We start from the raw sequence: 12,885 nt of genomic DNA, 5'->3' as shown, positions 1-12,885 counted from the left end.
CATGTCCGTGAACCCCGCCCCGCGCTCCCTGACCCGCGCCACCGTCACCGCCTGGATGATGCGCTTCGCCGCCACCGTACGGGCCGTGGAGCCCGAGCTGACCGCCCTGGACCAGCAGGCGGGCGACGGCGACTTCGGTGCCAACCTCGCCACCGGGATGGACGGGGTGCGCCGCGCCCTGGACAGCCTGTCGGCCACCCCGACGGTCGGCGAGGACACCGCGGCGACGCCGCTCGCGGCCGCCGCCGGGGTCTTCCTCGACGACGTCGGCGGCACCAGCGGGCCGCTGTTCGGCCTGCTCTTCCAGGAGCTGGCCGACGCGGTCGCCGCGGCCGCGCCGACCCCGCCGGGTACCGGCGAGCTGGCCACCGGGATCGCCGCCGGTACGGCCGCGATCCAGCGGGTCGGCGAGGCCGAGGTCGGCGACAAGACCATGGTCGACGCCCTGCTACCGGCAGCGAAGGCGCTCGCCGACTGCCCGCCGACCGCCGACCCGGCCCGCTCGCTGCGGCTCGCGGCGGTGGCCGCCCACCGCGGTGCCCGGGCCACCGCCTATCTGCGCGCCCGGCGCGGGCGGGCCAGCTACACCGGGGACCACGCGGTCGGCGTCCCCGACCCGGGCGCCCTGGCGGTGGCGCTGCTGTTCGCCTCCGCCGATGGCGAACTGACCACCGTTAGCAGACTTCCCGAGCACCGGGGCGCCGAATACTGAGCTTCTGGGGAAGTTCATCGAATTTCGATGAATGCGGACAGTTCCGCAAAGGTGGGGTGTCATTCGCCACTACCGTGAATGGTCATGAGCGGGGCCACGTCGGGCAGGCGAACGGGAAACCTCGCTGGCTCGATCGAAACGGTGACCGGGAGAAGCAGTGCACCAGGACACCCCCACCCGTGTGACAACTCCGCAGTCCACAGCGGAACGACCAGCACGGGGTGAGGGCGCGGCCCGCGGAAAGGCCCGCGACGCATACTTCGACAACGCGAAGTACCTCACCATCGTGCTGGTGGCCTGTGGCCACGCATGGGAACCACTGACGTACGGCAGCCGGGCCTCGATGGCCATCTACCTCGTGGTGTACGCGTTCCACATGCCCGCCTTCGCGCTGATATCGGGCTACTTCTCCCGCACCTTCGACATGGCGCCCAGGCGGCTCCAGCGGCTGGTGACCGGCGTGGTCGTGCCGTACGTCGTCTTCGAGGTGGCGTACACCCTCTTCTCCCGCTGGGCGCAGGACAACCCGGACGAGCCGTTCAGCATGCTCGACCCGTGGTACGTGATGTGGTTCCTGGTCGCGCTGTTCATCTGGCGGATCACCACCCCGCTGTGGCTCGCGCTGCGCCATCCGGTACCGGTCGCGCTGGCCGTGGCCGCGCTCGGCTCGCTCTCGCCGGAGACCGGCGGTGATCTGTCGTTCCAGCGGACCCTGGCCTTCCTGCCGTTCTTCGTGCTCGGGCTCACCCTCCGCCAGGAGCACTTCGCACGCTTGCGCACCTGGCGGGCCCGGTGGATCGCGCTGCCGGTCGCGCTCACGGCGCTGGTCACGGCGTACGTCGTGGCGCCATGGTGGAACTCGGAGTGGTTCTACCACCGCAAGAGCGTCGCGGCCCTGGGCGGCGTACCGGAGTGGGCGGGACTGATCAGCACGCCCGTCCTCTTCGTGGGCGCGCTGGTGCTCACCGCCTGCTTCCTGGCCTGGGTGCCGGGGCGCCGCACCTGGTTCACGGCGCTCGGCGCGGGGACGATGTACGGCTATCTGCTGCACGGCTTCATCATCAAGTCGTCCCGCTTCGGCGGGTGGTACGACCATCCGTGGCTGCACACCCCGCTCGGCGAGCTGACGGTGACCGCCGCGGCCGTCGCCATGATCACGCTGCTGTGCACGGCGCCGGTGCGGCGGGTCTTCCGCGGGGTGGTCGAGCCACGCATGGCATGGGCGTTCCGGCACACCGGTAACGAGAAGTCCCGGAGCGCGGCCTAGCGGCCGGAATCCAGCGGCTCAGCGGCTCTCCAGCCGCAGACGCAGTTCACGCTCCTGGTCACCGGCCATCCGGCCCTCGTCCCGTACGGCGAAGGTGGTGGCCAGGGCGTCACGCAGCTGTTCCACCTGGCGGGGGCCGCCCTGGAGGTCGGCGGTGAGGGGCGCGCCCAGCGGGGTGGGGGCGGGCTCCCGCCGCACACCGGCCACCTCGAAGGTCTCGCTCCACACCGTGGGGTGCCCCTCGGCCTCCTCCCGCGGCGGGGCGTCGGAGTGCGGGCCGGAGGGGAAGCAGGCGTGGAGCACGCCGAACACGGCGTCGGCGTCCTCCTTGGAGTGCCCGCTGAGGGCCACCACGACCTGCGCGGCGGACTGTTCCGGACTGGCCATCGTGAACACCGTCCTCGTCATCCTGTGGGTTCGTCGGGCACCGGCGCCTCGGGGTGTACGCCCCCGCTGTGCCCCTTTCCGCGCCGGCGGGTGCCGGGTTCGTCCAGGTCGGGGACGTCTTCCGGGTGGTGGGGCGGAGCGGTGTGCGGTGTGCCGCCGGTGATGTCCAGCGGGTCCGGGCCGCCCTGGGCCTGCTGGTCGGGCAGGTCCCTGGGGATGGCCGGGGCACTCTCGCCGGGGGCTTCGGGTCGCCGGTCGTCACTCACGATGCGCTCCTCTCTCGTAGGCGGGTCCCGTTGAGCGGAAAGGGACACAGGACGCCCGGTACCCCGCACACGGACACCAATGCAGACATTGCCGCTCCTCGTTCGCGGGTGTGAGCCCCGTCACCGCGCGGCGGCGAATTTGGTCTGAACACAACCAGCGGCCGAGCCGTATCAACTGCCGTAGCGAACCCCGTCCCCTGCGTACGACCCCGTGCGCCCCACAGGAGGTAGCAAGTTGAGCCGGAGTCACAAGCGCGCCCCCAAGACAAAGATCATCATTGGGGCCGCCGCTGCCGCCGCCATCGCGGGCGCCGCCATTGTGCTGCCCAACGCCAATGCCTCGCAGGACAAGAAGTCCGAGGCCCTCGACGCCAAGCCCAAGGCGTTCAACTCCTCGTCCGCCTCGGACGCGATCGCGCAGCTCGCGTCGAGCCTGGGCGAGGCGTTCGGCGGTGCCTGGTACGACAAGGACCAGCAGCAGGTCATCGTCAATGTCATCGGTGACAACAACAATGTCGACGTCGCCGCGGTCAAGAGCGCCGGGGCCGTCGCCAAGAGCGCCAAGAACAGCATGAAGTCGCTGAAGGCGGCCGAGTCGACGCTCAAGAAGAAGGCCACGATGGCGGGCACCGCCTGGGCCATCAACCCCAAGACCAACAAGCTCCAGGTCACGGCGGACAGCACCGTCAAGGGCGCGAAGTGGGACACCCTCCAGTCCACCGTGAAGTCGCTGGGCGCGGACATGGCCGACGTCAAGCGCTCCGCTGGCACGTTCAAGACCTTCGCCGAGGGCGGTGACGCCATCTTCGGCGGCGGTTCGCGCTGCTCGCTCGGGTTCAACGTCACCACCGAGAGCGGGGACCCCGGCTTCCTGACCGCCGGGCACTGCGGTGTCGCGGCCAAGGAGTGGTCGGAGACCCAGGACGGCGCCCCGGTCGCCACGGTCCAGGACGCCACCTTCCCGGGCACCGGCGACTTCGCGCTCGCCACGTACGACGACGCCGCCACCAACGCCCCGAGCACGGTCAACACCGGCGACGGCAAGAAGGTGGACATCACCGAGGCGGCCGAGGCGTCGGTGGGCCAGGAGGTGCAGCGCATGGGCAGCACCACCGGGCTGAACGGCGGCTCGGTGACCGGTCTGAACGCGACCGTCAACTACGCGGAGGGCTCGGTCAGCGGGCTCATCCAGACCGACGTGTGCGCCGAGCCCGGCGACAGCGGCGGCTCGCTCTTCACCGAGGACGGCAAGGCCATCGGCCTGACCTCCGGCGGCAGCGGCGACTGCACCTCGGGCGGTGAGACGTTCTTCCAGCCGGTGACCACCGCGCTGGAGGCGGTCGGCGCCACCATCGGCGACGGCGGTGCCGGTGGCGGGGCCGCCCAGTAAGGGGATGCCGTTGAACGGCTGACCCTCATGCTCCGGGTGTCCCGCGCCGTTACCGCGGGACACCCGGGCGGGGCGTTTCCGCCCCCTCCAGTATCTCAGGACGTGTCAGCTGGTCAGCGCGCCAGGCCGGTACGTCAGGCCGGGCGCACCCGCTCCAGGGTGATCGGCAGGTCACGCACCCGCACCCCGGTCGCATGATGGACGGCGTTGGCGATGGCCGCGGCCGTGCCGACGATGCCCAGCTCCCCGACGCCCTTGGCGCCGATCGGGCTGAGCTGGTCGTCCTCCTCCTCGATCCAGTGCGCCTCGACATCGCGCACATCGGCGTGTGCCGCCACGTGGTAGGTGGCGAGGTCATGGTTGGCGAAGTCGCCGAAGTTCGGGTCGAGTTCGAGGTTTTCGTACAGGGCCGCCGACAGCCCCATGCACATGCCGCCGCGCAGCTGCGAGCGGGCCGTACGGGCGTTGATGATGCGTCCGGCGGCGAACATCCCCAGCAGCCGGTCGACCCGTACCTGCCCGGTGTCCGTGTCCACCCGCACCTCGGCGAACTGGGCGCCGAAGGCGTGGCGCGAGAGGTCCTTGCGGGCCCTGATGTCCTCGGTGGTGTCCGCGTGGGCCTCAAGACCGCCGGGCGGGATCTTACCCGACACCTCGTCGAGCCGCTTGGCCAGCGCCCGGCACCCCTTGCTCACCGCCCACCCCCAAGAGCTGGTGCCCATGGAGCCCCCGGCGAAGGGTGCCAAGCCATGGACGCTGCGGCCGATGTCCAGGGTGACCCGGTCCAGCGCCACGCCGAGTTCGTCCGCGGCCACCTGGGTCAGTGCGGTACGGGCGCCGGTGCCGATGTCGACCGCGGCGATCCGCACGGTGAACCGCCCGTCCGGCTCCGCGCGGGCGGTGGCCGCGGCGGGCCAGGTGGTGGCCGGGTAGTTGCCCGCGGCCACGCCGGTACCCACCAGCCAGCGCCCCTCGCGGCGGCGGCCGGGGCGGGGGTCACGCCCGGCCCAGCCGAACCGGGCCGCGCCCTCGCGCAGACAGGCGACCAGGTTGCGGCTGCTGAAGGGGTGCCCCGTCTCGGGGTCCACGGACGGTTCGTTGACCACCCGCAGCTCGACGGGGTCCATGTCCAGCGCGTACGCCAGCTCGTCCATCGCGCTCTCCAGCGCGAACATCCCCGGCGCCTCGCCGGGCGCCCGCATCCACGACGGCGTGGGAACGTCCAGCTGCGCCAGGCGGTGGATGGTGCGGCGGTGGGGCGCCGCGTACATCATGCGGGTGGCGGCGACCGTCTGCTCGCAGTACGCGGTGAGCCGGGAGCTCTGCTGGAGCGCGTTGTGCGAGATCGCGGTGAGCCGGCCGTCGCGTTCGGCGCCCAGCCGGACGCGCTGCACGGTCGGGGTCCGGTAGGAGACCATGGTGAACATCTGCTGCCGGGTCGCCGCCAGCTTCACCGGGCGGCCGACGGCGCGCGCGGCCAGCGCGGCGAGCACCGTGGGCGGCCGGGGCACCGCCTTGGAGCCGAAGCCGCCGCCCACATGGTCCGCCACGATCCGCACCGCGCCCTCGGGGAGCCCGAAGAGGGCGGCGAGCGTGTTCGCCGTCATCCAGGGCCCCTGGTCGCCGTTGTAGAGGGTCAGCGTGTCGCCGTCCCAGACCGCGAGGGTGGCGTGCGGCTCCATCGCGCTGGTGTGCTCGGGCGGTGTGGTGTACGTGGCGTCGACGGTGACCGGCGCCGTGGCCAGGGCGGTGTCCACGTCGCCGGTCTCCGCCCGGCCCGGGTATCCGGCGTTGACCGTGTCGGGGACGAAGATGTCCGGGTCGCCGTCGCGCAGGCCGACGTCGTACGGCTCCTCCTCGTAGGTGACGCGCACCGCCGCCGCGGCCTGACACGCCGTCTCGAAGGTGTCCGCGACGACGGCCGCCACGATCTGCCCGCGGTAGGCGACCTCGGCGGACTGGAGGACGGACAGCTCCGGGTCGTCGGTCGGGTGCAGCCGCGGCACACTGCCGCTGTCCAGCACGGCGACGACCCCGGGGAGGGCGAGCGCGGCGCCGGGTTCGACGGAGCGCACCCGGCCGCGGACGACGGTGGACTGCACGGCCACCCCGTAGAGGGCGTCCGGTACGGGGTATTCGTACGCGTAGAGCGCGGTGCCGGTGACCTTGTCGCGCCCCTCGATCCGGGTCACCTCGGCGCCCACGGTGCGTTCGAGTGTGGTCATCGCCCCTCCCCTGCCACGAGGTCGCGCACGGTGGCCGCGACGAGGTCCACGGCGAGGCCGATCTTGAAGGCGTTGTGCGGCAGCGGGCGCGCCGCGGCGAATTCGGCCAGGGCCGCGGTCCGCAGCGCGTCCTCGGTCGGCCGCTGTCCGGTCAGCAGCCGCTCGGCCTTGTGCGCGCGCCACGGCTTGGGCGCCACCCCGCCGAACGCGAGCCGGATCTCCCGCAGCGCTCCCCCGTCGTCGGTGGCGGCCACGGCGGCGAGGGACACCACGGCGAACGCGTAGGACCAGCGGTCGCGCACCTTGCGGTAGTGCATGGCGCCGGGCGGGGGCGGGGGCAGCTCGACGCCGGTGACGAGGTCGCCGGGCTGGAGCACGTTCTCCCGGTGCGGGGTGTCGCCGGGCAGCAGGTAGAAGTCGGCGAGCGGCACGGTGCGCGGGCTGCCGTCGACGCGCCGCAGATGGACGACGGCGTCGAGCGCGGCCATGGCCACCGCCATGTCGGAGGGGTTGGTGGCCACGCAGGCGTCGGAGGTGCCGATGACGGCGAGGTCGCGGTGGCTGCCCTCGACGGCGGAGCAACCCGTGCCCGGGGACCGCTTGTTGCAGGGCTTGGTGACGTCCTGGAAGTACACGCAGCGGGTGCGCTGGAGCAGATTGCCGCCGGTGGTGGCGCGGGTGCGCAGCTGTCCCGAGGCACCCGCCAGCAGTGCCTGCGCGAGGGCCGGGAAACGGGTCCGGATGCCGCGGTCGCCGGAGAGTTCGCCATTGGACACCAGGGCTCCGATGAGCACCCCGCCGTCGGGGCGGTGCTCGATGCGGTCGTACGGCAGTCCGGTGATGTCCACGAGCAGGGCGGGCTCGGTGACGCCGAGCTTCATCAGGTCCACCAGGTTGGTGCCGCCGGCCAGGTACACCGCCTCGGTGGAGTCGGCGACGAGGGTGGCGGCGGCCTCGGGGCGGGTGGCGCGTTCGTACGCGAAGGGCTTCATCGCACACCGCCCCGCACCGGCACGCCCCGGCCGTCCGGCCCGGCGGCCTCACGGATGGCGTCCAGGATGCCGCGGTAGGCCCCGCAGCGGCACAGGTTGCCGCTCATCCGCTCCCGGATCTCGTCGTCGTCCAGGGCGTCGGGCGCGCGGACACCGGCGGCCACGTCCTCGGTGACGTGGCTGGGCCAGCCGCGGGCCGCCTCGGCGAGCGCGCCGATGGCGGAGCAGATCTGGCCCGGGGTGCAGTAGCCGCACTGGAAGCCGTCGTGTTCCAGGAACGCCCGCTGGAGCGGGTGCAGATCGTCCGTGGCGGCGAGGCCCGCGACACCCTCGATGGTGGTGATGTCGCGGCCCGCCGCGGTCACGGCGAACACCAGGCAGCTGTTCACCCGTTCGCCGTCGATCAGGACCGTGCAGGCGCCGCACTGGCCGTGGTCGCAGCCCTTCTTGGTGCCGGTCAGCGCGAGGTGTTCGCGCAGGGCGTCCAGCAGGGTGACCCGGTTGTCGAGGGTGAGGGGCCGCTCGGCGCCGTTGACACGCAGCGTGAGATCGGTGTGAAACCTCTGAGCTGTCACAACCCTCACCATGGCACCGGGTTGGGGGCCCCGCATCTTCAGGACGCATCTTTCAAGTACGTGCCTTCAGGGCGCGTCCGGTGGCGGGGGCGGCAGCCGCAGATGGGCGAGGTCGTCGGGGACCGGGCTGCGGGGCCGGTAGAACGGCGGGGCCTGGTCGGCGGCGGGCGAGTCGGCGAGCCGGAAGCGGTCGCGCAGCCGGTGGTAGAACTCGGTGGGCCGCATCCGCACCAGCCGCAGCCGGGCCGGGGCCCGGTACGCCGCCACCCAGTCGCCCGGCTCCAGCACCCCGCGCAGCTGGCCGTCGATGGACACGGCCACCCGCCCGGAGTGCGGCAGCACCCGGATCGCGACGGCCTCGTCCATCGCGGCCACCACGGTGCGGTCGAAGGCGATGTGCGGGGCGACGGGGGTGAAGACGACCGCGTCCAGGTGTGGGGAGAGGACCGGGCCGCCCGCGGAGAAGCTGTAGGCGGTGGAGCCGGTGGGGGTGGCCACGATGACGGCGTCGGCCGAGTACGAGGCGAGCAACTGCCCGGCCACATAGACCGCGAGACCGGCCTGGCGGTCACGGGCCAGCTTCTCGAACACGACGTCGTTGAGGGCGGTGACGTCCAGGGCGACGCCCCAGCCGACCTCTTCGGGGCCGCCGGGCCGGATCTTCGGCGGGGGCAGCACCGGCCCGCGTCCGTACCGCAGCAGCGCGTCCATCCCGGCGGGCATGTCCAGCGGCCGCGACGCCCGCAGCGTGAGCATCATGCGCTCCTCGACCGTGGTGTGCCCCGCCTGCACGGCGTCCAGGGCGCGCGGCACGTCGTCGGGGGTGATCTCGGTGAGGAAGCCGACCCGGCCCACGTTCACCCCCAGCGCCGCGGCGCCGTCCCTGGCGGCGATCCGGGCCCCGCGCAGGAACGTGCCGTCGCCCCCGAAGGTGACGATCAGATCGGGATGCCCGGCCGCCGCTGACTCCTCCTGCGCGCTGCGCCGCGGATGGTCCCCGCGCCATACGTCGATCTCGGTGCAGGAGATCCCCCGCGCCGCGGCCCAGGAGTGCGCGGCACGGGCCGCCGCGACGGCGGTGGGGCGGGCCTGGTGGACGACCAGGCCGAGCCGGTTGACAGACATCCTCCTTCCCACCGTAGGGCGCCCCGGCGCGCGGTGCCCGGCGGCGGGCCGGGCGTGGGGGTTGATCTAGGCTGACGACAGATCCGCGGGGGAGCCGACGAGCCTCATCGAGTCAGGGAGGGTGCAGCAGATGACGAGTCCGAACCGTACCGCGCTGGTCGAGGAGCTGATGGGACGCTTCCCGGAGGTACCGCCGGAGGCGGTGATCAAGGAGGATCTGCTGCGCGGCGGCATGGCCTTCGACGAGTCAGCGCTCAGCGGCGGCGACGACGGGGACGTCAAGCCGAAGTCGTACTTCATCTTCTCCTTCGACCACCGCACCCTCCCCGAGCTGGGCGCCGCCGCGCTCAACCGGCCGCCGGAGGAGGTCGTGCTCACCGGCGGGCCGTACGGGCTGCGGCGCACCGTGGTGTCGGTGCGGGTCAACCCGGACTCGCCGTACGTGGTGCGCGCCGGGGAGGACGGGGCGCTGGGGCTGTACCTGGACGGGACCCGGATCGCGGATGTCGGCCTGCCGCCGATGCCGGACTACTACCGGCACACGCTGTCGAACGGCAAGTCGGTGATGGAGGTCGCGCCGACCATCCAGTGGGGCTATCTCGTCTATCTGACGGTGTTCCGGGTGTGCCAGTACTTCGGCGCCAAGGAGGAGTGCCAGTACTGCGACATCAACCACAACTGGCGCCAGCACAAGGCGGCGGGCCGCCCGTACACCGGGGTCAAGCCGGTCGAGGAGGTGCTGGAGGCGCTGGAGATCATCGACCGGCACGACACCGCCGGTGCCTCCCAGGCGTACACCCTCACCGGCGGCTCGATCACCTCGCACGTCGGCGGCCGCGACGAGGCCGACTTCTACGGCCACTACGCGAAGGCCATCGAGGAGCGGTTCCCGGGCCGCTGGATCGGCAAGGTGGTGGCGCAGGCGCTGCCGCGCGACGACGTCCAGCGCTTCCACGACTACGGCATCCGCATCTACCACCCCAACTTCGAGGTGTGGGACCGGCGGCTGTTCGAGCTGTACTGCCCGGGCAAGGAGCGCTACGTCGGCCGCGACGAGTGGCACCGGCGGATCCTGGACTCGACCGAGGTGTTCGGGGCGCGCAATGTGATCCCCAACTTCGTGGCGGGCGTGGAGATGGCCGAGCCGTTCGGCTTCACGAGCGTGGACGAGGCCATCGACTCGACCGCCGAGGGGCTGCGGTTCTTCATGTCGAACGGTGTCGTCCCCCGCTTCACCACCTGGTGCCCGGAGCCGACCACCCCGCTCGGCAAGGCCAACCCCCAGGGCGCGCCGCTGGAGTACCACATCCGGCTGCTCCAGACCTACCGGGCGACGCTGGAGGAGTACGGCCTGACCTCGCCCCCGGGCTACGGTCCGGCCGGGCCCGGCCGGGCGGTGTTCTCGGTCAGCTCCTTCATGGACAGCCTGTCCGCCGACGAGCCCGTGGCCGCGGCGGCCGAATGAGCCACCCCGTCCGCGCGGCGGCCGTACCCGCCGCGCGGCTGGAGCTGCGGCCGCTGCTGCCCGAGCACGCGCCGGAGATGGCCGAGGTGCTGTCCGACCCGGCCCTGCACACCTTCACCGGCGGCGCCCCCTTGGACCCGGCGGCCCTGCGCGCCCGCTACGAACGCCTGACCGCGGGCTCGCCGGACCCGGACGTGGCCTGGTGCAACTGGGTGCTCCACGCATCCGCCGAGCGGTGTCTGGTGGGCACGGTCCAGGCCACGGTCAGCGGCCCCGCGGCCGACCTCACCGCCGAGGTCGCCTGGGTGGTGGGGGTTCCGTGGCAGGGCCGCGGATACGCCACGGAGGCGGCCCGGGCGCTGGTGGGGTGGCTCACGGCCCGTGGCGTGGCCCGGGTCGTCGCGCATATCCACCCCCGTCACCGGGCCTCGGAGGGGGTCGCCCGCGCCGCCGGGCTCGCGCCCACCGGTCACCGGCAGGACGGCGAGGTCCGGTGGCGGGCGGTCGTGGCGTGAGGCACTCCGTGGTGGTCAGCCGACGTGGATGTGGGGGCGCCGGTTGCGGTCGGGTTCGGCCTCGCGGAGGACCTCGCGGGTGACGGGGGCCACCTCGCCCTGTCCGAAGAGGAAGAAGCGGAGGAACTGGGCGAGGGGGTTGCCCTCGGTCCACTCGAAGTGGATGTGCGGCCGCTGGCCGGTCTCGTCGCGCACCGTCAGCAGCATGGCGGCGAGCGCGTTGGCGACGGTGGCGCTCTCCAGCGTGAGCACCCGGTAGCGGCCGTGCATGACCTTTCCGCACACCCGCAGCTCGCTTTCGAACTCGGACGGGTCGGCGACGGTGACCTCGACGAAGATGATGTCGTCCTCGGGCGGGATGTCGTTGTCGGCCCGGATCTCCTGCTCCTTGTCACGGTATTCGGCCAGGTCACAGGCCTGCGGCTTGTTGGCGATGAAGCGGATCTTGCGGTGCGCGGTGTCGCGGATGAACCGCCGGGCCATGTCGTCGAAGGTGACGCTGGTGACCCGTAGCTCGAAGGCCCGGGCGGCCCGGGACAGCAGGGACACGGCGATGATGCCGCCGATGAAGCAGGCGCCGATCTTGACGCCGTCGGGCCGTTCGACGACGTTGGCGGCCGTGGTGTAGAGGAAGACGACCGCGATGGTCCCGAACCCGAGCGTCCAGCGGCGCTGCCGGGCGCGCCGTGCGGCGATGGTGACGGCGATGGTGGCGGAGGTGATGAGGACGAGGACACCGGTGGCGTACGCCCCGCCCTGGGCGTCCACATTGGCCTTGAACAGCCAGGTCACCAGGAACGCGATGAGGGTGAAGACGAGCACCATCGGGCGCACCGCGCGCGCCCAGTGGGGCGCCATGCCGTAGCGCGGGAGGTAGCGGGGCATGAGGTTGAGCAGCCCGGCCATGGCGGAGGCGCCGGCGAACCAGAGGATGGCGATGGTGACGGCGTCGTAGACGCTGCCGAAAGCGGTCCCCAGGTAATCGTGGGCGAGGTAGGCGAGGGCGCGGCCGTTGGCCGGACCGCCCGGCTTGAACGCGCTCTGCGGGATCAGCAGGGTGGTGATCAGGCTGGACGTGATCAGGAACACACTCATGATCACCGCCGCGGTGGTGAGCAGCTTCCGGGCGCCGTGGATGCGGCCGGTGGGGCGCTCCTCGGTGTCGCCCGGCTTGCCCTCGATGTGCGGCATGACGGCGACACCGGTCTCGAACCCGGACAGCCCGAGCGCCAGCTTGGGGAAGATCACCAGGGATACGGCGATCATGGCCACGGGGCTGCCGCGCTGGGCAGTGAGCGCGGCGGTCCAGTCGGTGATCACATGCGGCGCGGTGAAGACGTGCCACAGTCCCACGGCCACCACGACGGCGTTGAGCAGCAGATACGCGCCGACCAGGACGACGGCCAGCCCGATGGCCTCGATGAAGCCCTTGAGGAAGACCGCGCCGAGGAGCCCGATGAGGACGAGGGTGATGGCCACCTCGTGGCCGTGCAGCGGGTCGGTGAGGTGCGGGTTCTCCACCAGATGGGCGGTGGCGTCGGCGGCCGAGAGGGTGATGGTGATCAGGAAGTCGGTCGCGGCGAAGCCGAGCAGGGTGAGGACGAAGAGCTTGCCCTTCCAGAAGGTCAGCAGCCGCTCCAGCATCGCGACCGAGCCCTGGCCGTGCGGGCTCTCGACGGCCACCCGCCGGTACACCGGCAGCGCGCCCACGAGGGTCACCAGCACCAGCACGACCGTGGCCAGCGGGGAGAGCAGCCCGGCGGCGAGGGCGGCGATACCGGGCTGATATCCGAGGGTCGAGAAGTAGTCGAGGCCGGTCAGACACATGACCCGCCACCACGGGCGGCCCTCGTGCGCGCCCTCCGGTTCCGCGCGCGCCCCGGGCTGCCGCTTGGCGATGTCGGTCATGCCCTCCAGCAGCCATGTGCGCAGCCGCGCCCGCGGTCCGCGGTGCGCGGCGGAGCGG

At 72.3% G+C, this 12,885-nt stretch carries 12 protein-coding genes; 5 read left to right on the top strand and 7 right to left on the bottom strand.

Translation table 11 applies throughout. From position 1 onward, the window contains the following. The first annotated feature begins 1 nt into the window (after position 1). Entirely contained in the window at positions 2 to 712 is a 711-nt protein-coding gene (dhaL, locus tag ACH4TL_RS13235; protein WP_398326930.1) for a dihydroxyacetone kinase subunit DhaL, read from the top strand. 181 nt (positions 713 to 893) lie between these two features. Beyond that, the gene (locus ACH4TL_RS13230; RefSeq protein WP_398326927.1) at positions 894 to 1,979 is read left to right on the top strand and encodes an acyltransferase family protein; all 1,086 of its coding nucleotides are present in this window, start codon (positions 894 to 896) and stop codon (positions 1,977 to 1,979) included. 18 nt (positions 1,980 to 1,997) lie between these two features. Here ACH4TL_RS13230 and ACH4TL_RS13225 read toward each other — a convergent pair whose 3' ends face one another. Both ACH4TL_RS13225 and ACH4TL_RS13220 read right to left on the bottom strand, forming a co-directional pair. Then, positions 1,998 to 2,366 carry a hypothetical protein gene (locus tag ACH4TL_RS13225; RefSeq protein WP_398326925.1) on the bottom strand — a complete coding sequence of 123 codons (369 nt, stop codon included), beginning with the start codon at positions 2,364 to 2,366 and terminating at the stop codon, positions 1,998 to 2,000. Between the two features lie 17 nt (positions 2,367 to 2,383). After that, a complete protein-coding gene (locus tag ACH4TL_RS13220; RefSeq protein WP_398326923.1) occupies positions 2,384 to 2,632 on the bottom strand; it encodes a hypothetical protein in 249 nt (82 codons plus the stop codon). Positions 2,633 to 2,867: 235 nt separating this feature from the next. On the opposite strand from ACH4TL_RS13220, the gene ACH4TL_RS13215 reads away from it, so the two are divergent. After that, a complete protein-coding gene (locus ACH4TL_RS13215) occupies positions 2,868 to 4,022 on the top strand; it encodes a S1 family peptidase (RefSeq protein ID WP_398326920.1) in 1,155 nt (384 codons plus the stop codon). 134 nt (positions 4,023 to 4,156) lie between these two features. On the opposite strand, the gene ACH4TL_RS13210 is transcribed toward ACH4TL_RS13215, so the two are convergent. The 4 genes from ACH4TL_RS13210 to ACH4TL_RS13195 are packed head-to-tail and all read right to left on the bottom strand — an operon-like array spanning position 4,157 to position 8,939. Beyond that, positions 4,157 to 6,247, bottom strand: coding sequence for a xanthine dehydrogenase family protein molybdopterin-binding subunit (locus tag ACH4TL_RS13210; RefSeq protein ID WP_398326918.1), 2,091 nt, complete (start codon positions 6,245 to 6,247; stop codon positions 4,157 to 4,159). Continuing rightward, positions 6,244 to 7,239 carry an FAD binding domain-containing protein gene (locus tag ACH4TL_RS13205; RefSeq protein WP_398326915.1) on the bottom strand — a complete coding sequence of 332 codons (996 nt, stop codon included), beginning with the start codon at positions 7,237 to 7,239 and terminating at the stop codon, positions 6,244 to 6,246. Before ACH4TL_RS13205 ends, ACH4TL_RS13210 begins: the two co-directional genes overlap by 4 nt. Continuing rightward, on the bottom strand, positions 7,236 to 7,850 hold the full coding sequence (locus tag ACH4TL_RS13200) for a 2Fe-2S iron-sulfur cluster-binding protein (RefSeq protein ID WP_398326912.1): 615 nt from the start codon (positions 7,848 to 7,850) through the stop codon (positions 7,236 to 7,238). The genes ACH4TL_RS13205 and ACH4TL_RS13200 overlap by 4 nt, the downstream gene beginning before the upstream one ends. A gap of 30 nt (positions 7,851 to 7,880) precedes the next feature. Continuing rightward, the gene (locus tag ACH4TL_RS13195; RefSeq protein ID WP_398326909.1) at positions 7,881 to 8,939 is read right to left on the bottom strand and encodes an NAD(+)/NADH kinase; all 1,059 of its coding nucleotides are present in this window, start codon (positions 8,937 to 8,939) and stop codon (positions 7,881 to 7,883) included. A gap of 130 nt (positions 8,940 to 9,069) precedes the next feature. On the opposite strand from ACH4TL_RS13195, the gene ACH4TL_RS13190 reads away from it, so the two are divergent. Further along, positions 9,070 to 10,404, top strand: coding sequence for a radical SAM protein (locus ACH4TL_RS13190; protein WP_398326906.1), 1,335 nt, complete (start codon positions 9,070 to 9,072; stop codon positions 10,402 to 10,404). Next, positions 10,401 to 10,919: a GNAT family N-acetyltransferase gene (locus ACH4TL_RS13185; RefSeq protein ID WP_398326903.1), complete on the top strand. Its 519-nt coding sequence runs from the start codon at positions 10,401 to 10,403 to the stop codon at positions 10,917 to 10,919. The genes ACH4TL_RS13190 and ACH4TL_RS13185 overlap by 4 nt, the downstream gene beginning before the upstream one ends. A 15-nt stretch (positions 10,920 to 10,934) precedes the next feature. Here the strand turns inward: ACH4TL_RS13185 and ACH4TL_RS13180 are convergent, their stop codons facing one another. After that, positions 10,935 to 12,827: an amino acid transporter gene (locus ACH4TL_RS13180; RefSeq protein ID WP_398327312.1), complete on the bottom strand. Its 1,893-nt coding sequence runs from the start codon at positions 12,825 to 12,827 to the stop codon at positions 10,935 to 10,937. Positions 12,828 to 12,885: the final 58 nt, after the last annotated feature.

The organism is Streptomyces sp. NPDC021115, from assembly GCF_044333065.1.
GTDB lineage: Bacteria > Actinomycetota > Actinomycetes > Streptomycetales > Streptomycetaceae > Streptomyces.
Note: the sequence above shows the minus strand (reverse complement) of the source record. Positions and strands in the feature narration are given on the sequence as shown.